This is a genomic window from Celeribacter sp. SCSIO 80838 (assembly GCF_056498065.1).
In genome coordinates this window covers 1,547,937-1,569,357 of sequence record NZ_JAZKMA010000001.1, presented here as the reverse complement: position 1 = coordinate 1,569,357, position 21,421 = coordinate 1,547,937, and the positions used below count along the sequence as shown (strand labels likewise).

The window sequence follows — 21,421 nt, the reverse complement described above, 5'->3', positions numbered from 1 at the left end:
CAAGATTAGCAAAGCCATCTTTTCACAGGTCAGAGTTAGATATAAACTACTGAAAAGGCATAGTTTTGCCAGCACGCGACGGCAAATTTGCGAAGTTTGTTAATGTCCCTTGCCGAAACCGAAGGAAAGCATTGCGATGAAAAAAACTTATATGGGGGTTCGCCTGAAACGCCTGCGCGAAGAGCGCGGCATCACACAGGCCACGCTGGCGCGTGCGCTCGACATCTCCCCCAGCTACCTCAACCAGATGGAGCACAATCAGCGCCCGTTGACCGTGCCCGTGCTGATCAAACTGAACGCCGCATTCGGCCTCGATGTTCAAATGTTCTTCAGCGGCGAAGAGGCCCGCATCATCACCGATCTTCGCGCTGCTCTGGCCGATCAGGGCGCCGGTGCCTCGCTCGCCGAAGTGCGCGAAATAGCCGCCAATATGCCCGGCATCGCCCGAACGATTGTCGCCATGCAAACGCGGCTTCGGGACATGTCGGAGCGCATGGATATTCTGAGCGGACATCTCAGCGGCGACACACCGACCGGAAACACTCCCACCGCCTTCGAAGCCGTCCGCGACTATTTCTATGAGCATCGCAATTACATTCCCGAGCTTGATCGCGCAGCGGAAGACATCGGCAACGGGCTGCCGCATGGCCGCATGGCCGAAGGGCTGACCGACCGGCTCGCCGGTCGGCACGGGTTGCGCATCGCCTTCGATGCGGAGGCACGGAGCCTTCGTCGCTTCGAGGAAAGCGCCCGCATCCTCCATCTCGCAGCCCATCTGAATGCAGGGCAGCGCGCGTTTCAGATGGCCACGCAATTGGCCTTTCTGGAGCAATCCGACACGTTGAACCGCCTCGTCGAGGAGGCCGGGATGGAAGGCGCCGAAGCGCGCAACTTGCTGCGCATCGGTCTCGCGAACTATTTCGCCGGTGCGCTGATCCTGCCCTATCGCGCCTTTCTTGGAGCGGCGGAGGAGTTGCACTACGACATCGAACTCCTCGGGCGACGTTTTGGCGTGGGGTTCGAAACCACCTGCCGCCGCCTTTCCACGCTGCAACGCCCCGAAGCACGCGGCGTGCCGTTCTTTTTCATCCGGGTGGACCGGGCCGGGAACATCTCGAAACGCCAGAGCGCGACGGATTTCCACTTCTCCCGGTTCGGCGGCTCCTGCCCGCTGTGGAACGTTTATGAAGCCTTCTCGAAACCCGACGAAATCCTGACCCAGGTGGCGCAGATGCCCGATGGGCGCAGCTACCTTTGGGTCGCACGCACCGTCGAACATGGCGCAGGCGGTTATGGCACACCGCGAAAACGCTTTGCCGTGGCGCTTGGCTGCGACCTCGCCCATGCCGACCGACTGGTCTATGCCCGTGGACTGGATCTGCGCAATCCCGACCTGGCCACACCGATCGGAGCCGGATGCAAGGTCTGCGAACGCCCGGCCTGCCCGCAACGCGCCTTTCCCATGGTCGGGCGCCCGCTGGCGACCGATCCGGCCCAATCACGTTTCGCCCCCTATTCCGGGGACTGAAAGCTTACGTGATTTTTCGCGCCCGGATCAGCCCGCCTTTTCGAGCGCGGCAAGCGTGCGATACACCGTCGGCCGGGAAACCGACGCATCCTCCGCCCTGGCCCGCGCCAAAAGATCGTCGGCATTAGGGTGATCGCGCGGACCTCCATGAGCACAGACATCACGGCCATGCGCTGTTGTGTGCCCCGCAGGCCAGCCACGTTCAGGGCGCGCGCAAAATCTATGACCTCGGCACACACGGCTCTGCCTTCCGATATGTCCGTGGCCTCTCTTAAGCCGAAGCTTCGTATTTCGACAACAAGATGAGAACCACTCTCATCACACTTGACAGTTGCGAATAATTATCACTTACAATGACTCTGAGAATGACTATCATTCATATAAATGGCAGGAAGCCCCATGACCTCACCCATCCCCCGCCTTTTTGGCGCCGTGGGCCTCAGCGCCCTGATGGCCGCGCCGGCGCTTGCCGATGACGCCCGCCTGAAGGTCGTCACCACCTTCACGGTCCTCGCCGACATGGCCAGCCACGTCGCCGGGGATGCCGCCGATGTGGTGTCCATCACCAAGCCCGGCGCAGAGATTCACGGCTATGAACCGACGCCGCGCGACATCGTGCGCGCGCAGGACGCCGATCTGATCCTGTGGAACGGGATGAACCTCGAACAGTGGTTCGAACAATTCCTGTCCAATCTCGGCGACGTGCCCTCGGCGACACTCTCGGACGGCATCGATCCGATCTCCATCGCCTCTGGCAGCTATCAGGGAAAACCCAATCCGCATGCCTGGATGGGGTTGGACAATGCCGTGACCTACATCGACAATATAGAAAAAGCCCTGACCGCTCAGGACCCTTCTAACGCCGCGACCTATGCGGCCAATGCGGTCGCCTACAAGGATGAGCTGCGCGCCACGCTGGAGCCTCTGCGGGCGCGCGTGGCCGAGGTGCCGGAGGATCGACGCTGGCTCGTGACCTGTGAGGGTGCGTTTTCCTATCTCGCGCGCGATTTCGGCATGAAGGAACTCTATCTCTGGCCGATGAACGCCGATCAGATGGGCACGCCGCAACAGGTGCGCGCGGTGATCGACGGGGTAAAGGAGAACGACATCCCCGTGGTCTTCTGCGAGAGCACGGTAAACACTGCCCCCGCCGAACAGGTGGCGCGCGAAACCGGGGCCACCTATGGCGGCGAGCTGTACGTCGACAGCCTGTCGAAGCCGGACGGCCCGGTGCCGAGCTACCTCGACCTGCTGCGCGTGACCGCGGAAACCGTGGTGGATGGGCTTGAAGCCGGGCGCAACTGAGCGCCCCTCCCCTTCGCCGGATATAAGAAAGGCAAGATGATGCAGAACGGCAACCCCGCGCAAAGTGTTGAGGCGGGAGACGGGATTTCGGCCCGCGACGTCACGGTGACCTATCGCAACGGCCACACGGCGCTGCGCCATGCCACCTTTGAGATTCCGCGCGGCACGGTGACGGCGCTCGTGGGCGTCAACGGCGCCGGGAAGTCGACGCTGTTCAAAGCGATCATGGGCTTTGTCCCCGTGGCGCAGGGCGACATTCGCCTGTTGGGCATGAGCGTCAAAGAGGCGCTGCGCCGGAACCTCGTCGCCTATGTGCCGCAATCCGAGGAGGTCGACTGGTCCTTCCCGGTGCTGGTCGAGGACGTGGTGATGATGGGACGCTATGGCCACATGGGGTTCCTGCGCCGCCCGTCGAAGGCGGATCATGCGGCGGTGGAGGCGGCGCTCGCGCGGGTCAACATGCTGGATTATCGCCAGCGCCAGATCGGCGAGCTGTCCGGCGGTCAAAAGAAACGCGTGTTCCTCGCCCGCGCTTTGGCACAGGAGGGTCAGGTGATCCTCTTGGACGAGCCGTTCACCGGCGTCGATGTGAAAACCGAGGAACAGATCATCGCGCTTCTGCGGGAGTTGCGCCTTGAGGGCCGGGTGATGCTGGTCTCCACCCACAACCTCGGCTCCGTGCCGGAATTCTGTGACCGCACGGTCCTGGTCAAGGGCACGGTGCTGGGCTACGGGCCGACGGAGACGACGTTTACCCGCGAGAACCTTGAGCTTGCGTTTGGCGGCGTGCTGCGGCAGTTCACCTTGAGCGGCGCCGATCTGCATGACGATGACGACCCGCGCCATATCACCATTCTCACGGACGACGAACGGCCTCTGGTGCGCTATGGCAGCCAGACGAAGGTGCAGACAAAACCTGCTGACGAGGCAGAAAATGATCCTGCTTGAGCCTTTCACATATACTTACATGACCAATGCCATGTGGGTCTCGGCCCTCGTTGGCGGTGTCTGCGCCTTTCTGTCCTCCTACCTGATGCTCAAGGGCTGGTCCCTGATTGGCGATGCGCTGTCGCATTCCGTCGTCCCAGGCGTAGCGGGAGCTTACATGCTGGGCCTCCCCTTCGCCTTGGGCGCATTTTTGTCGGGCGGGCTGGCCGCCGCCGCGATGTTGTTTCTCTCGGAACGCTCAGGCCTCAAGATCGACGTGGTGATCGGGATGATCTTTACCTCCTTCTTCGGCCTCGGCCTCTTCATGGTCTCACTCAATCCGATGGCCATCTCGGTCGACACGATCACCATGGGCAATATCCTCGCCATCACACCAGAGGACACGTTGCAACTGGCGCTGATCGGTTTTCTCTCCCTCGCGGTGCTTTTGGCCAAGTGGAAAGACCTCATGGTGATGTTCTTCGACGAGTCCCACGCCCGCACCATCGGGCTGCGCCCGCGCCTGTTGAAAGCCGTGTTCTTCGTGCTGCTGTCGGCCTCCGTCGTCGCCGCGATGCAAACGGTCGGCGCGTTTCTGGTCGTTGCCATGGTGGTCACTCCGGGGGCCACGGCTTACCTGCTCTGCGACCGCTTCCCGCGCCTCATCGTGACCTCGGTTCTGATCGGCATGCTCACAAGCTTTGCGGGTGCCTACATCAGCTATTTCCTCGACGGCGCAACCGGCGGCATCATCGTCTGCCTGCAAACGCTGATCTTCCTTGCGGCCTTCACCTTTGCCCCGAAACACGGGCTTTTGGCCGCAAGGGCCAAGGCCCGCGCCGCGCTCAAAGAGGAGATGTCGGAATGATAGACACGCTCCTGATGCCCTTCCAGTTCGGCTTCATGCAGAACACCTTTCTGATCTCGATCCTAGTCGCCATTCCGACCGCGCTTCTGTCCTGTTTTCTGGTGCTCAAGGGCTGGGCGCTGATGGGCGACGCGATCAGCCATGCGATCCTGCCGGGGGTGGTTCTGGCCTATATCCTCGGCCTGCCGCTCATTTTCGGCGCCTTCGCCGCAGGCATGGTCACAGCGCTCGCCACCGGCTATCTGGCCCAGAACAGCCGCGTCAAACAGGACACCGTCATGGGCGTCGTCTTCTCAGGCATGTTCGGCCTCGGCATCGTGTTGTTCGTCGCCACGCCTTCCGACGTGCATCTCGATCACATCCTTTACGGCAACATGCTAGGCGTCGGCTCTGAGGATCTCTGGACAGCGGGCTCCATCGCGCTCGTGGTCTCCGCAGCACTCCTGCTCAAATGGAAAGACCTGATGCTCCACGCCTTCGATCCCGCACAGGCCCGTGCCTCGGGCCTGCCGGTTCAGCTGCTGCATTACGGGCTTTTGACCGCGATCTCGCTCACCATCGTCGCAACGCTCACCGCCACCGGGCTGATCCTCGCCGTCGCGCTCCTGATCGCTCCCGGCGCCATCGCCTTTCTCCTCGTGCGGCGCTTCTCGGCGATGCTTCTGACCGCCACCGCCATCAACGTGACCGCCATGCTGGGCGGCGTCTACGCGAGCTTCTGGCTCGACAGCGCCCCTGCACCGACCATCGTCCTCGTGCAAACCGCAACCTTCCTCGCCGCCTTCTTCCGACGCATCTGGCAGATCAAGCGCACGTCCGCCATGGTCCGGTGAATGAAAAGCGCCGCCCCGGAAACCCGGAGCGGCACGGAGGACGACGCAACGTCCTCAGTGTACCTCTGCGCCCTCGGCCAAATTCCTCCTATCAAAAAGGGTATCATATTACCTTTTGAGCGCATTTGCGCTCAGTCCTTCAAACCGACGGAGAATCTTTCCCAGACATTCACCTAAAATCCGACAAGCCTTTGAAGTTAAAAATATTTACTGCGGTCGATCAACACGACCTGACAATGTATATTTGATTGAAAGGAACCCTTTTGATGGGGCTTCAAAAAACCTCCCTCCCCCTCGCCGCTTTGATGGCCTCCATGTTGGCGGCGCCTGCGTTTGCACAACAAAGCACAGTCTTTAACAACATCGATAATGTCACCGATGCCGTCGATGATATCGAAGAAGGTATCCGCGACGAATTTGCCGATGCACGCGACTCCCGCAGGTTCGGCAATGGGGCCGGACGCATCGGTTGGTATGGCAGCGTTTCTGCGACGGCCAACGGCACCAGTGGCAACTCCGACACGGCAGATGTCGGCATTGGCGCACGTTTTGGCTACGGCGATGGTACGATCGGTCATGATTTTGCTCTGAGTTACAAATATAGTGAAGGTGATGATGATACGACTGCAAACTCCCTGGCCGCAGCGTATGATTATACCTACATGTTCAATCAGGACTTCTACGGCTACGGAAAAATCCGTACTGCCTATGACGAGTTCAGCTCTTACGAAACCGACACCTTCCTCGGCTTCGGCGCGGGTTACCGTGTGGTCAATACCTCCGATATGACCTGGTCGCTGCAGGCCGGTCCGGGCTGGCGTTATGCGGAAGTGGCAGACGGTTCGACCGAAGACGATATCGATGAAGTGGCCGGCAGCTTTGCATCCAAGTTCTATTATGAGCTCGGCAACGGCATGTTCCTGACCAACGACACCGACATCATCACCTCGGATACCGATACTGCCATCACCAATGAATTCGGCTTCAATGTCGCGTTGACTGGTCCACTGGCCCTGCGCACGTCGCTACTGACCGAATATCACAGCGATCCCCTGGCAGGTTACAAAAACACTGACAACACGTTGGGTATGTCCCTCGTCTACTCACTTAAGTAATCGAGCAGTTTGCATATCAGGCTATGCAGGCATGAACGGGAGCCTATTGGGCTCCCGTTCTTTATTTAACGATGTTCCCTCGTCCCCAAACAAAGAATCCGCGCTCCAGGCGCTTTGCAATCAAGCACACCACACAATCTTGAGCAAATCCCGTGGCCGCCACTTCACGCCGTTTTCTTCACCCGAAAACCTCTACAGCACCAAATTTATACGATGCGCCAAGCCCTTTGCCTATTTATGTAGCCACTTGTCCCAAAATGCATGACAGAAAACACCAAAAACATGATAAATATTTGTATTTTGTGATTTTTTTTTGCATACAATCCTGAATACAAAAATGCACTAAAAACTGTTTTGAGAAAGCAATGCCATCCCGCAACCTCGCCCAGAACCTCAAGATACTGCTCGAAAGATATCGGACTCTGACGGAAGCCGCGCACCACATTGGCATCAACCGTCAGCAGTTGAACAAGTATCTGAATGGCAGCAGCATCCCTTCCGCACATACGCTTAATCGCATCGCCAAGACGCTCGACGTCGAGCTGGACATGTTATTCAAGCCCGTCGGAAACAGCGAATACGTGGCGGGTGCGTCACTCAAGCTGACCACCGATCTCGAAGTTTCAATGGCCAATACATTTAATCGGGCAATGGTGCGCACGATGCGCGAAGAGCATGCCTTGGCACAGCATTGTGGTGACTACCTGTTCTATCACCGCACTGCGACGTCAGAGAGCCACGTGCATGTCAGCCTGATCCGCATCTATCAGGAAGTGGGAAAAACCTATGCAAAATCCCTGATGGCCCTGCGTCAGGACGGTCAGCCGAGAACCGGTATCAAAACCTACAAGCATGGCGCGCTCGTGTTCCTGAACTCCGGATGTCTCCAAGTTCTTCGCATGTCTGAACTGAATGACGGGGATACCGATCTGGGCCTGCTGCTCCTGTCCTTGCCGCGCTTCAAGTCTGACAGGTATCTGTTTGGCCACACATTGACGACCAGCCTCTCACGACCGGGGCAAATCGTGCCGTCGAAAGTGATCTTTCAAAAGGTGACCGGCAATCCCCTTCAATTGTTTCGCGCGCATTCTGGCGCCTGGTCGCTTGAAGACCCCAATTTGGATGACACTGTCAAAACACATTTCAGCACCGGAATGCACATCGAATAAAAGAGGGGGCCTTGGCCCCCTCTTTGCATTTTCAGTCTCAGGTCAGTCTCAGAACTTGGCGATCAGGTTCAAAAAGACCCCGGAGCTTTCGTAATCGAGATCGGTCATGTCCTCGGACACCTGACCCCATTCGTAGCCGACACCGACTTTCGCGTTGTTGCCGACATGGCGATACACCCCAAGCAAAGCGCCCGTGTCATAGGTTTCGCTGTCTTCGGTATACATCACGCGCCCTTCGGCCATCGCATCCCAGTTGTGAACCACGTGCCAGTCGAGACGCATAATCCCGAGATGCGCCGTCGAGTCACTAAAGTCCTCCGTGCCGCGCGGGGCGACCTCGGACCGGCGGTAGCCGTATTTGCCGCCCAGCGTGAAGTGCTGGTTCAGGTCGTAATCGACATCCATCGACAGGACGTGGCTTTTCTGCGCATCGCCCTCGGTATCGCCGTTCGCCGTCACCTGATCCGCACCCGGAAGGTCGTAGAGATAGGTGTATTTGAACAGCACGTTCAGGCGCTCGTTGTCGATCGGGCGGAAGCCGTAGCCGAGGCTGGCCTCGACATATTCCCCGTCACGGAAACTGTCGTCATCATTGTCGGAGATCAGAGCATCGACATTGCCGAGCCACCGCGCGCTTTCGCTGACATGGTATTCGAACCCGCCCGCAAAGGCCCAGGTGTCGGCATCCTGCGACACGCCATCGCCGCTTTCAGTGCGGTATTCCAACCGACCACGCGCACGCAGGCGATCCTCAGCCGTATAGGCCACCCCGAAGGAATAGGCATCGCGCTCGATGTCACCATTGATCTTGTCGCGCACCGTGCCGCTTTCCATCGCGCCACTGAAAGACCAGCGCGCATTGGGCGTATAGGTGATCCCGTAAGCGTCTGTCATGGCATGACGTTCGCCAAAGAAATCCATCGAGGTTTCGGCAAAGCTCGAGAAGGTTTGGGAATGGCGATAGCGCCCGCCCATCACCACCTTGCCGCGATCCTCGCCGACAAGCTCATAACCGCCATTGGTCCGCGTCGGGTCCAGCGTGTAGCCGAGATAGAGCTCATTGTCGGCGGTCGGCGAATAGGCCAGACGCGCGTTGGCCGCAAAGCCTGCGGTGCCGTCGGAGGCCTCGCCCGAGACTTTGACCTTTTCGCCCAGACGCGTCGCCGCACCAAAGCCCAGACGGTCGTCACGCTCCAGCCCGCCGGAGCGGTCCACCGTCGCCTGCCCCAAGACCCAGACTTTGGTGTCATCGCTGAACGCATAGCTCAGACGCGTCGCCAGATCGGTGCGATCCCCGGTTTCCGTCGGATCGCCGATCGTGGTCTGATCGAGATGGCCAAGCGCCGCCTCGATGGTCCAGGCGTCCGTCAGATCATAGGAGACGCCCAGCTCGCCCTCGGCCTTGCTGTCGCCACCGTCTCGGTCGAAATCCTCGATCCGCACGCCAAAGCTGAGCCGGTCGGACACCTCGATCTCGCTGCGCAACCCGATCAGGGTCTGATCCTCGGTGATGTCCTCGTTGAGGGTCGAGAACCCGGCCTCTTTGCGCTCGTAATAAAGCTCGGCATAACCGCCGGTGGACAGGCCGAGATCGGCAAAATCGACATGGCTGTCGAAGCGGTAGGCCATCGCATCTTCGAGACCGGAAACACCGTCCTCGGTGATGGTCAGACCGCCGTCCGACGACAGGCTGCGGCTGAACCCCGGCCCGTCGGTGCCCGCCACTTCGACCTCGAGGAAACTCGATTTGCCGAATTTGTAATAGGCATCCACCGCCGCCATGCGCTGATCGGCCACGCCGGTGGTCTCGTTCATCGCGGTAAAGCCGAGGCGCAGATCGTTGGTCGCCCAGGCTTCGATACGTCCGCCGTAGGAGAAGCCTTCCACATCCTCGACGGTCGGGGTGTATTCGTATTGCACCACCAGATTGACGTCATAGGCGCCCGTGCCGGAGCCCACGAGACCGCCGTCCGAACTGGACGATCCCAGAGGTTGGGTCAGGGTGATCACGCCTTGCAGATAATCGATCTCGTAATCCACGCCAGACAGAAGTGTTTCGGTCGAGATCACGCGCCCGGTGTCGGGATCCACCACCTGGACTTTAACCGTCTCGGAGCCCCCATTGAGGTCCTGACGGGTCAGGAAATAGACCGACCCACCGGTACCGCGCAGAATGTCGCGCTGCGGCAGAGTGTCGGGCTGAGCACCGTAAAGCACCCCCTGTACCCGCGCCTCGCCGTCTTCGGTGCGTGCGCTCGTCGCGCTGCGCAGCTCCGCGCCGTAAAGCGAACGTGTGTTGGACAACAACTCACCACCGGAGACATCGGCCTTGAAGTCGCCCCAGGTCAGGCGCGTGTCGTCTTTCTCCAGCCGCAGATACACCCGGCCCGAGGTCGGCGTATCGTCATAGCTCGTCGAGTCGTCGCCATAGGTCGGATAGAGGTCCTCCGGGTCCAGACGTTCGATCACCGAGCGCGGGTCCTTTTCGTCGAGGCGGCGGAAGATGTCCTCCAGATCGCCCTCGCCCGTGTCCAGAGACGAGGTCACCGACCAGCCGTTGCGGGTGATCCCCGAGGCATAATAGGCCAGACGCCCCTCGGCGTAATTGCGTTCGTAATCCGGGTCGGCCTCAGATTCCGTGTCCTTGATCCGATGCCCGAAGGTCAGATCGGCGATGGCCACATAGTGCCAGTCGCTCGCCGGAATTTCGAGCCTGCGGGAGATCTGTTGCGGCTGCCCGTAGCGGCTGAATTCCACATCCACCGTACGCTCGCCCGCCGGCACGATCCGGCTCACGAGGAATTGGCCGGAGGACGTCACCGGGACCGTCTCGCCCATGACGCGCACCGGCTGACCGGCATCGGCACGGCCCGAAACGGTGACCATGCCGCCCGCGAGGGGAATAGCGCGTTGGCGGGTGCGATCTTCGCCCTCGCCCGCCGCCGTCAGCGGCGCGCCGGTGGTCTCATGCGTGTCGAAATGGCCTTCGCTGCGGTTCAGCTCCAGCGGCCAGGTTTCGTCGTAGCGCCCCTTAGCGTCATAGACGCGGACCACATAGACCATCTCTTCCGGCCCGTCCTCCGGCATGGTCCAATTGACCGTGCCATTGGGCGCCACCGGCAGAGTTGCCACCGTGCGTGGGGTGCGGCCCGTGGTGTCAATCACCCGCACTTCGGCGCGGGCAATATAGGCCGGGTAGTTGGTGGAGGCGCGGAACCGCACCGCCTCACCCGCCCGGTACGTGGCGCGCAAATCCTCGGTCGAGACATTGAGCAACCGGCGCGGCGTCAGCCCGTCGAAACGAATGTCGACATCGGCATTGTCCGCCAGGATGTCGGCCGGACGGCGCGGATCGGGGGGCGGCATGGCCCCCGCCACCGGCGTCTTGTCGATGGAGATCGAAAAGCCCTGAGCTTCGAAATCCGATCCCATCACTTCCTTCACCATTTCGGTGTTCTTGCCCACCGGCATGGTCACGACCACGTCGGAATTGGACCGTTCACAGCCTTCGGGCTGCGGCGCCAGCGCCTCGGCACAGAGCGTTTCCGCCCGCGCCTCCCCCGCCAACAGAACGGCGCTGATTGCGATCACCGATCCGCCGCACAAAATCCGCGTGAAGGTTTTCTGTTTGCTGCTCATACCAAGCGTCCTCATTGCTCAACCCTCACGATGGTTTTCTCGATGGTCAGTTTCACACGGCCCGGCTCTCTCCAAAGATCCCGCAGCTCTCTTTCGACCTGTCGCATGGATTGCCGCGCCAGACGTTTCTCATCCGCTCCCGCCTCATCCGGCAGGTGATAGGCGATGCGCAGATGCACGGGTTCGCCAGCGATTTGCTGCACCAGACCTGCAAGCGCCGTTTCGAGCGCAGGCGTCATCTTCGGACCGGAGGCGGTTTGCGCGAAGCCCTGCGCATTCACATCCACACGCACCACACGGGTCAGCGCCGCACCGAAGTTCAGCTCGGTCATCTTGCCGGGCGTGAGACGCACGACACGCGGGTTCTCCGTGGTCAGGCGATAGCCGGTCGGCAGCGAGCGGGTGTCGAGCTTCAGGATGAAGTTCGAACCGCGATCTTCCGGCAGCATCGCACAGGGCACATGGAAGCGGCCGTATTGGTCGGTGGTGATCACCGTGCCATCGACACCGGTCAGGCGCACGGCGGGGATGCCGTTCTCGACGATCTCGCGGTCCAGCTCCACGGGCGCATCGCCCTTGCCGCTGTATTTGCCGCTGAAGATCGCGTCCTCATCGACGATCCGGCTGACCGGACCGTTTTGATAGCCGTCCCGGTTCAGGTCGTTGAACACCTTGCCGTAGACATCGCCACAATCGAACACCGGTTCCGGGAAGATCGTCACGGTGGCCGTCGCCTCGGGGGACAGAGGCTCAAGCGTGTCGGAATCGCGCAGACGCGCCCGGTTCACGTGATCGCCCACATCCGCGCTGGTCAGAACCCGCGCCGAAAGCGTCGCCTCGATGGTGGTGAGCGGCGGCACGGTGACGCCGGGCCAGGTCACGACCTTGCCCTGCACCACCACGTCGATCGGTTCACCGTCCCAGGTCGCAGACCCTTCGACATAGACGAAGTCGGCGGGCAGCACGTCCATGAGATCCATCGTGCCACTGGTGCGCGGGTTCTCATTGGTCACCGTGATCGTATAGGGCACCACGGACCCGCGCTCCACCACGCCACGCGGCGTTGTTTTGCGCAGCACCAGACCGCTGTCATAGAGCAGAGGCTCAAGCGGATATTCCGTCGGATCGTCCACGGTATTGCCGTCGCCATCGTCGCCATCGTCGGAGAGATCTCTCACCTCGGTCGGGTCTTCGGTGAATTCGTCCGGGTACTCCGGCATCGCCGTGGCGAGGATCTGGTTCGACAGCCCGCCTGCGTCCACCGCGTCGATGGTCAGCTCAAAGGTCGCGGTGTAAGTGGCGGTCTCGCCCATCACCAACGTGCCTTCCGAAGAGCCTTCGCTCGCCGACACAAAGGTCGGACCGCTGTCGAGGGCCAGCGTCTGGCCGGTGGTCAGCGTCAGGAAAGTGTCCTCGAGCGCCACATCGTTCACCGTGGTGTTGCCGAGGTTCTCGACCGTGATCGTGTAGGTCATCAGATCGCCAACCCCATCGACACCGTCGCCATTGTCGCTCAGCGCCTGCGTCTTCACCGCCTCAATCGCGCTGATCGGACGTTGGATCACCGTTTCGGTGGCCTGATCGCACACCAAAGGATTGTCGATGCGGCAGATCTCATAGGTCACCTCATAGGTGCCCGCCGGATTGCCTTCGGACAGGGTGATAAGACCCGTGGAGGGATCGAGCGTCAGTGCCGGATCGCTGTCCACGACCGTGATCGTCACATTGTCGAGCGTCGCCTGCTCCAGACCGATCTTGTCGGAGGCCAACATCGAGGTCGTGATGCCACCGTCGGTGTCAAACTCCCAAGGCGTCTCGGGAATGGCTTCGATGAAGACCACATCCGCTTCAGCCGTGTCGTCATCCGAAGTCTCGTCCCCATCCGGGCCATAGGTGCCAGTCGCAGTCGCCGTGTTCGTCACGCTGCCCGCGTCGATGTCAGCCTGAGTGATCGGATAACGTCCCTTCTGGGTGAAGATCACCGTTTCATTCGGTGCCAGTGGCCCGATGACTTCGGTGAACGGATATACCGTTAGCAAAGGGTCATCGATCGTCACCTCTGTGAGCGTAATCGTCCCCGTATTGGTTACGGTGAACGTGTATATAAGTTCATCGCCAACTTGACCGACCGTCGGAGTGATACCGGAGTTGTCCACCTCCTTGACCAATTCAATTCCTGGACGAGCGTCGAAGGCCACCGATGCTTCGTCAGCAGCTTCGACATCATCGCCCTCCGGTGGAGTGCCGGTGACGGTCGCCTGGTTGTCGACACCCAGAGCATCGATGTCGGCCTGGGTGATGAGGTAGGTCGCACTCACCGAGCTCACCACGTCGCCCGGCGCCATCGTGCCGATCACTCCGCCACTGACAGCGTCGAAGGTCAGACCCGGCAGCAGGTCGGTCAACGTTACATCGGTCAACGTCACGTTGCCGGTGTTCTCGACGGTGAAGTTGTAGGTGATCTGCTGACCCACCTCTGCAGGATCAGAGATGTCGTCATCATTCGCCGTCTTGATCAGCGTCAGCGCGGGCTGTGGATCGATCAGGGTCACAGTGTCGTCGTCATTGTCGACATCGGTGCCCGAGGTGTCGGTGACATCGTCGCCAGACGGGGGCGTGCCCGTCGCAAGCGCCGAGTTCACAACCTCGCCCGCATCGATATCGGCCTGAGTGATCGTGTAGCTCGCCGTGAAGTTGCTGGTATCCCTGGCACCCGGTGCAAGGGTAATCGGGCCACCGCTGACTGTCGCGCCAAGCAACTGTTCCTCGATGGTGATCCCACTCAGCGTCACGTTGCCCGTGTTGGTCACGGTGAAGCTGTAATTGATCGTGTCACCCGGACGGGCCGGATCCTGAAAATCGGGTGCCGAGGTCTTCACCAGCGCAATCGACGGATTGTTGCCCAGAGCCGTTTCTGTGGGCGTGTCATTGTCGACATCGGTCCCCGAAAGATCGGAAACCTCGCCGCCACCCGGGGTGGTCCCCGTGGCTTCCGCCTGGTTGATTACCTCGCCTGCGTCAATATCGGCCTGCTGCAGGAGGTATTCGGCCGTGAAGACCATGGTTTCACCGACCGCAAGATCCCGTTCGCTGCCACCGCCGAGGAAATCACCCCCGGAAACCCAACTGGGAGTGGGCAGAGTGCCTGCGCCCGAGAAGCTGACTTCGGCAAGATCGATGTCATAAAGGGTCGCATTGCCGACATTCGTCACGGTGAAGGTGTATTCAATGGAATCACCGACATTGACGATGCCGTCGCCATCGTCCTGGAGGCTCGCCTCTTTGATCAGCGAAATCTCGGGACGCAAATCCAGAATCGTGTAGGTCGCAGAGGTAATACCGGGCTCGCCGCAACTCACGGTACTCGCGATGGTATAATCCAGCGGGCTCGCCGCGACTTCAAGCTCGATGGTCTCGTCGTCTTCGACCTCGTCATCCGCGATGATTTCGATGCCGGTCGGAATGATCTGCGTTCCATCGTAATTCCCCGCCGGGACCGTCACCACAAAGCTCGCTCCTCCCCCGGGGGTGGTATAATCGCTGCCAAGCGTGGCGGTGCCGCCGACTACGGTGACCGTCACATCCAGCGGCGCAGAAATCAGGCCGGAAACACGAATGCCGGGCGTAGCGATTGCCCCGACATCTTCATATCCCGAATTTTGCGAGGAGGGGGCAATCTCCAGATAGGGGGTCAGTTCGACCTGGATATTGTCCAGGAAGTTGCCCACGCCGAGGTTTCCACTCCCGACAGCAATAGCCTCAAAGCCCAGCGTTTGCATCCCGGTCGGCCCGGTATAGGTATAGACGCCGGAATAGTCCTGCCAGGCCGTGCTCGCCGTCGAGACCGTCGCAATCTCGGTTGTGCTGCCACTAGGCGTTGATGCGATATTGAATTCGGCAGTGTCCGTCCCGATCCGACCCCGATGGGAAAAGCGCCAAGCGAACTGTTCATTCTGCGTCAGACAGACCGTCTGATAAATCCGTGAACTTTCATGTGCATTCAACTCTGCAAACTGCGTCCCCTCAGCTGCGGAAACACCAAGGGCCGGGCCGCTCCATATCTCGATGGTAGGTCCTTCAATCGGGGTCGGCCCCGATGTACAAGGCCCACCGGGAGCAGAAAACGGGTGGGTTGTATCCCAACCCGGGATCTGCGCACTGGAGGTCAGCACAGTACAGCCAGCTGCATAGCTTGGGGCCTCGAAGCCCTGGTTTATGTAGCTTCGTTGCAGCTCCGCCGAAGCCGATATCGGCGCAGACAGAATGCCGCATGCCAAAAGCATGCGCGCGAACACTGATTTCATATTTACCCCGTCAAACTTACCGCCCGTCGCGGAACACATCAGAGCACTGCCGTTGTTGCTCGTGATCTGACGCCCTGCCGAGGCACCCACCCCGACCCCCCACTAGAGACCTCACTCCAAGAATAGCGGCCCGAATTTACCACCCGTACCGCAAGCAACAATTCTCTGAGAAACGTCAACTTTGACGCCAGAGAGGGCTATATGAAGCGAAATTGCAGAAAGCCTTGACGCTATGTCGCTTCAAAAATTGGAGCCTAAGTCCATTCTCAGCTGAGTGCCCCACAGCGAGGTTCAATAAAAATTGGCAATGTGAGGTGCCTCCTGACCTGCCATGGGATTTTTCCTCCATCGTCGATTAGAGACCGGCCCAACATGAGGACGGACAATGAAACGAACGAGATTTACGGACGAACAGATCATCGGCATCTTGGCCGAGCACGAGGCAGGGGCGAAGTGCGCAGACCTGTGCCGCAAGCACGGCATGTCGGAAGGCACCTTCTATAACTGGAAGGCCAAATTCGGTGGCATGACAATGTCGGAGGTCAAGCGGCTGAAGACGCTCGAGGACGAGAACGCTCGGTTGAAGAAGCTGCTGGCCGAGCAGATGCTCGATCTGGCCGCGATGAAGGAACTGGTTTCAAAAAAGTGGTGACGCCTGCCGTGAAGCACGAGGCGGTCGCACATCTGAAGTCCTTGTTCGGGCTTTCGGAACGGCGGGCGTGCCGGATTGCCGGGGCGGATCGCAAGATGGTCCGCTATCAAGCACGGCGTGCTCCAGATACGGAGCTGCGTGGGCGGTTGCGGGAACTGGCCAACGAACGCCGACGGTTCGGTTATCGGCGGCTCTTCGTGCTGCTGCGGCGCGAGGGCGAGCCCTCCGGCATCAACCGGATCTATCGGCTCTATCGCGAGGAAGGGCTGACGGTGCGCAAGCGAAAGGCCCGGCGCAAGGCTATCGGGACGCGGGCGCCGATCCTGGTCGAGGCGCGGCCCAATGCGCGCCTCCTCTCGGCAGATTTGCATTGCAAATCGCTTGCCGGGCAATGGGATCGCTTGATTTCGTCCACGACCAGTTCGCGGGTGGCCAACGCTTCATTCGCCATTGAGCTCGAACCGATGGCGCCGCAATGGCTCATTGCTGAACGTGGTCGACGACGTCACTCGGGAGACTACAATACCGAACGCCCGCATTCATCCTTGAACGACCAGACCCCGGCTGACTACGCGCGGAGCCTGACCACCGCAATCGCCCGCCCCGCTGCGCGAGATGAAAGCTCCGCGCGTCGGGCAATTGCTCAACCCGCGCCAGATGGCGTAAACATCAACCGGGCTCCGGTCGCGGCTGGGTCAAAGTTCAGTGGCAGATCAACGACGCTTGAGATACCAAGTCATCCCACGCAAGACAGGTTTTGACATGTCTGCACCCTCACAACATCGCATTGTGAAGCAAAATGGGGAGCAGAATGGGTAGCAAATCAAGAAGACCGAGCTCGCATCTGATGCAAGTATAAGCTCAACACTTTGTTTTAAAACAATATAAAAATACACCTGAAATTAAGGTGGCGGAGACGAAGGGATTCGAACCCTCGAGACGGTTTCCCGCCTACTCCCTTAGCAGGGGAGCGCCTTCGACCACTCGGCCACGTCTCCGTCGACCCGTGTAATGGAGCCGTCACAGAGACACAAGCCAAAATAAAGGCAAAATAACACGCCCGCAGCTTCGCGCTCAGGCGTTGTAATATTGCCGATACCAGCGCACGAAATTCGCCACGCCTTCGGACACCGCGGTTTTCGGCGCATAGCCCGTCAGACGCTTCAAAAGCGAGGCATCGGCCCAGGTCGCCGGCACGTCGCCCGGCTGCATCGGCATCAGGTTGCGCTCGGCCTCACGTCCCGTCGCATCCTCGATGGCTGCAATAAAATCGGTCAGCTGCACCGCGTTATTGTTGCCGATGTTCACCACGCGGAAGGGCGCCACCGGAGACAGGCTGTCGCCCTCTTCGACCACGCCGTCCTCGGGTCGCACCGGCACTGCGTCGATCAACAGGCGGATGGCGTGGACGAGGTCTTCGACATAGGTGAAATCGCGCTTCATATCGCCGTAATTGTAAACGTCGATGGGTTTGCCGCTCAAAATCGCCTTGGTGAATTTAAAGAGCGCCATATCCGGCCGCCCCCAAGGCCCGTAGACCGTGAAGAACCGGAACATGGTGATCGGCAGATCGAAAAGATGCGCATAGCTGTGCGCCATGCTCTCGGTCGATTTCTTGGTCGCGGCATAGAAGGACATCTGGTGATCGGCCTTGTCGGTCTCGCGATACGGCATCTCCTCATTGGCGCCGTAAGCCGAGGAAGTGGAGGCCAGCAGCATATGCTTCGGCGGATGTGCACGTGCGGCCTCCAAAAGCTCAAACGTGCCGATGATATTGCTCTCGAGATAGGAGCGCGGGTTCTCGATCGAATAGCGCACCCCGGCCTGAGCCGCGAGATGGATCACCACATCGGGTTTTTCCGCCTCGAACAGCGACATCAAAAGACCCGGCGTCTCCACCTTGTCATGCACAGAACGATACCCGTCATAGGCCGCAAGCGTCTCCTCGCGCCGTTCCTTGAGCGCCACATCGTAATAGTCGGACAGGCAATCGAGCCCGATGACCCGCCAGCCTTCCTCCAGAAGCGTGCGACAGACGAAAGAGCCGATGAACCCGGCGGCGCCGGTGACGAGAGCTGTGGGCATGTCGGTATCCTCAGTCGGCGTGGAACAGGTCGCGGGTGAAAATCTTGTCCGCCACATCGGAGACCTCATCGGTCATCCGGTTGGCGATGATCACATCCGCCTCTTTCTTGAAGGTATCGAGATCGCGCACCACACGGGAGCCGAAGAAATCGTCTTCCTGCATCACCGGCTCATAGACGATGACCTCGATCCCCTTCGCCTTCACCCGCTTCATGATGCCCTGAATGGAGGACTGGCGGAAATTGTCCGACCCGGCCTTCATCACAAGGCGGTAGACGCCCACGATCTTCGGACGTTTGGCAATGATCTGATCGGCAAGGAAATCCTTGCGCGTCCGGTTGGTGTCGACGATGGCCGCGATCAGGTTCTGCGGCACTTCGGAATAGTTCGCCAAGAGCTGTTTCGTGTCTTTCGGCAGGCAATAGCCGCCATAGCCGAAGGACGGGTTGTTGTAGTGATTGCCGATCCGCGGGTCGAGCGAGACCCCGTCGATGATCTGCCGCGTGTCCATGCCGCGCGACATGGCGTAGCTGTCGAGCTCGTTGAAGAACGCCACCCGCATCGCGAGATAGGTGTTGGCGAAAAGCTTGATCGCTTCCGCCTCGTCCGCATCGGTGAAGAGCACCGGCGTGTCCTTGTCCATCGCCCCTTCGAGCAGCAGATCGGCAAAGGTACGGGCACGCTCGGATTGCTCGCCGACGATGATCCGCGAGGGGTGCAGGTTGTCGTAAAGCGCGCGGCCTTCGCGCAGGAATTCGGGGCTGAAAATCACCTGATCGGTGTTCATCTCGGCCCGCACGCGGCTCACGAAGCCCACCGGGATGGTCGATTTCACCACGATGGTCGCGTTCTTGTTCACCGCGATCACCTGCGCGATCACCGCTTCCACCGAGGAGGTGTCGAAATAGTTGGTATGCGTGTCGTAATTGGTCGGCGTCGCGACGATGACGAAATCCGCGTCGCGATAGGCCGACGGCCCGTCCGTCGTCGCCTTGAGGTTCAGATCCTTATGCGCGAGAAAATCCTCAAGCTCGACATCCACGATGGGCGAACGCCGGTCATTGACCAGAGCGACCCGCTCCTCCGAAATATCGACCGCCGTCACCTCATGGTGTTGCGACAACAAAACCGCGTTGGACATGCCCACATAGCCGATCCCGGCAACCGCAATTTTCATCTCAGGACCCTCAATAGAAATTCTTATGCCCCCCGTGTTACCGGATACGTCCCCGCCTATCCAGTCCGCTTTTGACGCGCCCCTGTCAGGCCGCCTTCCCCGTCAACAATCTCTTCCTGTCCCCGCTCATCTGTCATCGCTCTGAGACAATTCCCGCCTATGACCGGGGCAACGACCCGGAATCAGTCCTGTGGGAAGCTGAAAATGACCGAGATCCGACCTTTCGCCTTCGTGCTCGCCTGTCTGTGGGAACCCTCCCGCAACGGCGTCCGCGCTACCTTGCGTCGCGTCCTCAAACTCTGAGGCCGACACGGCTTGCCACGCGCCCCGGTTTTCTGGCTCAATGCCAAAAACGGGAGGCCGACATGACAACCGAACTCGAGACCACCTTCGCACGGGCAAGCGCCGCCCAGCGCGCCGCGCCCGTGGTCTCTCTCGACACCCGTCTGGATCGGCTCGACCGGCTCGCCACCGCACTTCTGGCCGCAGAACCCCGGCTGATCGCCGCCATGTCCGACGATTTTTCCCATCGCCCGGCGTTGGAGAGCCGTCTCTACGACATCGATCTGGTTCTGGGCGAGATCCGCCACGCCAAACGGCATCTGAAACGCTGGATGCGGGTGCGGCGCGCGCCTGTGCCGCTGATCTACAAACCCGCCCGTGCCGAGATCCGGCCCCAACCGCTGGGCGTCGTCGGCATCATCTCACCGTGGAATTTCCCGGTACAGCTTGCCCTTGCGCCCATGGTCGCGGCGCTGGCGGCGGGCAATCGGGTGATGCTCAAACCCTCCGAATTGACGCCATGCACCTCCGATGTGCTGGCCGAGATGCTTGCGGGCGCGTTCGCCCCCGAGGAGGTCGCGACCGTCACCGGCGGCCCGGAAGTGGCCAGCGCCTTTTCCGCCCTGCCCTTCGACCATCTGTTCTTCACCGGCTCGACCAATGTCGGGCGCAAGGTGGCCGAGGCCGCGGCCCGCAACCTGACCCCCGTCACTCTGGAGCTGGGCGGCAAGAGCCCCGCCGTCGTCCTGCCCGGCGCCGATCTCGACCGCGCGGGGCGGCGGATTGCATGGGGCAAGGCCATGAATGCCGGTCAGGTCTGTGTCGCCCCCGATTACGTTCTGGTGCCGCGCAAAAAGATGCTGCCCATGGCCGATGCGATCATGGGGGCCTTCATGCATTTCTTCCCTGAAGGCCCGGAAAGCCCGGATCTCGCCGCCGTCGTCTCCGACCGCCACCTTACCCGGCTCGATGCCCTTCTGGGCGAGGCCGAGGCGCGCGGTGCGAAAATCCTCCGCCTCGAAGGCCCCTCCGGCAATGCCCGCAAATTCGCCCCCGCCGTGGTGCTCGATCCGCCCCCCGACATCGCCTTGATGCAGGAGGAAATCTTCGGCCCGATCCTGCCGCTTATCCCCTATGACAGCCCCGAGGAAGCTCTCGCCTTCGTCACCGCCCGCGACCATCCGCTCGCGCTCTATCTCTTCTCCGAGGACAAGGCGGAACAGGCGCATTGGCTCGACCACACGATCTCCGGCGGGGTCACAATAAACGACACGACGATCCATGTCGGCTTTGGCTCGCTGCCCTTCGGCGGTGTCGGCCCCTCCGGTCAGGGTGCCTATCACGGTCGCACAGGCTTCGAGACTTTCAGCCATCTCAAACCCGTGGTGCGTCAGGCGAAATGGAACGGCATGGCCGTGGCCGAACCGCCCTTCAAAGGCTGGCGCAAACGCGCCCTCGGGCTGATGCGCAAACTGATGTGATCCTGTCACGCAAGTTTTGTACGATTTTGACCAAACGGTCGTAAATCCGTTGCGTT

At 60.4% G+C, this 21,421-nt stretch carries 13 protein-coding genes, 1 tRNA gene and 2 pseudogenes; 10 read left to right on the top strand and 6 right to left on the bottom strand.

Annotated features, from left to right (window positions below; genetic code table 11):
• Window positions 1-136 precede the first annotated feature (136 nt).
• Window positions 137-1,528, top strand: a complete 1,392-nt coding sequence (locus V1475_RS07840) for a short-chain fatty acyl-CoA regulator family protein (protein ID WP_479412294.1) — start codon at window positions 137-139, stop codon at window positions 1,526-1,528.
• A 27-nt stretch (window positions 1,529-1,555) separates the two neighbouring features.
• Here V1475_RS07840 and V1475_RS07835 read toward each other — a convergent pair whose 3' ends face one another.
• Complete coding sequence (locus tag V1475_RS07835) at window positions 1,556-1,765, bottom strand: transcriptional repressor (RefSeq protein WP_479412293.1); 210 nt, start codon at window positions 1,763-1,765, stop codon at window positions 1,556-1,558.
• 162 nt (window positions 1,766-1,927) lie between these two features.
• Between V1475_RS07835 and V1475_RS07830 the strand changes: the two genes are divergently transcribed.
• The 6 genes from V1475_RS07830 (at window position 1,928) to V1475_RS07805 (ending at window position 7,745) form a co-directional block, all read left to right on the top strand.
• The gene (locus V1475_RS07830; RefSeq protein WP_479412292.1) at window positions 1,928-2,833 is read left to right on the top strand and encodes a metal ABC transporter substrate-binding protein; all 906 of its coding nucleotides are present in this window, start codon (window positions 1,928-1,930) and stop codon (window positions 2,831-2,833) included.
• A gap of 39 nt (window positions 2,834-2,872) precedes the next feature.
• Entirely contained in the window at window positions 2,873-3,781 is a 909-nt protein-coding gene (locus V1475_RS07825; RefSeq protein ID WP_479413961.1) for a manganese/iron ABC transporter ATP-binding protein, read from the top strand.
• Window positions 3,768-4,628, top strand: a complete 861-nt coding sequence (locus V1475_RS07820) for a metal ABC transporter permease (protein WP_479412291.1) — start codon at window positions 3,768-3,770, stop codon at window positions 4,626-4,628. The genes V1475_RS07825 and V1475_RS07820 overlap by 14 nt, the downstream gene beginning before the upstream one ends.
• The gene (locus V1475_RS07815) at window positions 4,625-5,461 is read left to right on the top strand and encodes a metal ABC transporter permease (protein ID WP_479412290.1); all 837 of its coding nucleotides are present in this window, start codon (window positions 4,625-4,627) and stop codon (window positions 5,459-5,461) included. The genes V1475_RS07820 and V1475_RS07815 overlap by 4 nt, the downstream gene beginning before the upstream one ends.
• A 266-nt stretch (window positions 5,462-5,727) precedes the next feature.
• Window positions 5,728-6,576 carry a DUF481 domain-containing protein gene (locus V1475_RS07810; RefSeq protein WP_479412289.1) on the top strand — a complete coding sequence of 283 codons (849 nt, stop codon included), beginning with the start codon at window positions 5,728-5,730 and terminating at the stop codon, window positions 6,574-6,576.
• A gap of 365 nt (window positions 6,577-6,941) precedes the next feature.
• A complete protein-coding gene (locus tag V1475_RS07805) occupies window positions 6,942-7,745 on the top strand; it encodes a helix-turn-helix transcriptional regulator (RefSeq protein WP_479412288.1) in 804 nt (267 codons plus the stop codon).
• A 48-nt stretch (window positions 7,746-7,793) separates the two neighbouring features.
• On the opposite strand, the gene V1475_RS07800 is transcribed toward V1475_RS07805, so the two are convergent.
• Together V1475_RS07800 and V1475_RS07795 are read right to left on the bottom strand one after the other, a co-directional pair.
• Window positions 7,794-11,384 carry a hypothetical protein gene (locus V1475_RS07800; RefSeq protein ID WP_479411153.1) on the bottom strand — a complete coding sequence of 1,197 codons (3,591 nt, stop codon included), beginning with the start codon at window positions 11,382-11,384 and terminating at the stop codon, window positions 7,794-7,796.
• An 11-nt stretch (window positions 11,385-11,395) separates the two neighbouring features.
• Window positions 11,396-15,388 carry a DUF7507 domain-containing protein gene (locus tag V1475_RS07795; protein WP_479412287.1) on the bottom strand — a complete coding sequence of 1,331 codons (3,993 nt, stop codon included), beginning with the start codon at window positions 15,386-15,388 and terminating at the stop codon, window positions 11,396-11,398.
• Between the two features lie 685 nt (window positions 15,389-16,073).
• Between V1475_RS07795 and V1475_RS07790 the strand changes: the two are divergent.
• A pseudogene (locus tag V1475_RS07790) lies at window positions 16,074-16,880 on the top strand (transposase); the annotation flags it as partial.
• Window positions 16,853-17,035: pseudogene (locus V1475_RS07785) on the top strand (IS3 family transposase); the annotation flags it as partial. The pseudogenes V1475_RS07790 and V1475_RS07785, both read left to right, overlap by 28 nt.
• A 213-nt stretch (window positions 17,036-17,248) precedes the next feature.
• On the opposite strand, the gene V1475_RS07780 reads toward V1475_RS07785, so the two are convergent.
• The 3 genes from V1475_RS07780 to V1475_RS07770 form a co-directional block, all read right to left on the bottom strand.
• Window positions 17,249-17,338: transfer RNA gene (locus tag V1475_RS07780), tRNA-Ser, on the bottom strand.
• 76 nt (window positions 17,339-17,414) lie between these two features.
• Window positions 17,415-18,425: a GDP-mannose 4,6-dehydratase gene (locus V1475_RS07775; protein WP_479412286.1), complete on the bottom strand. Its 1,011-nt coding sequence runs from the start codon at window positions 18,423-18,425 to the stop codon at window positions 17,415-17,417.
• A gap of 10 nt (window positions 18,426-18,435) precedes the next feature.
• Window positions 18,436-19,602 carry a nucleotide sugar dehydrogenase gene (locus tag V1475_RS07770; protein WP_479412285.1) on the bottom strand — a complete coding sequence of 389 codons (1,167 nt, stop codon included), beginning with the start codon at window positions 19,600-19,602 and terminating at the stop codon, window positions 18,436-18,438.
• A 365-nt stretch (window positions 19,603-19,967) separates the two neighbouring features.
• Here V1475_RS07770 and V1475_RS07765 point away from each other — a divergent pair, with 365 nt between their 5' ends.
• Window positions 19,968-21,365 carry a coniferyl aldehyde dehydrogenase gene (locus V1475_RS07765; protein ID WP_479412284.1) on the top strand — a complete coding sequence of 466 codons (1,398 nt, stop codon included), beginning with the start codon at window positions 19,968-19,970 and terminating at the stop codon, window positions 21,363-21,365.
• Window positions 21,366-21,421 lie beyond the last annotated feature (56 nt).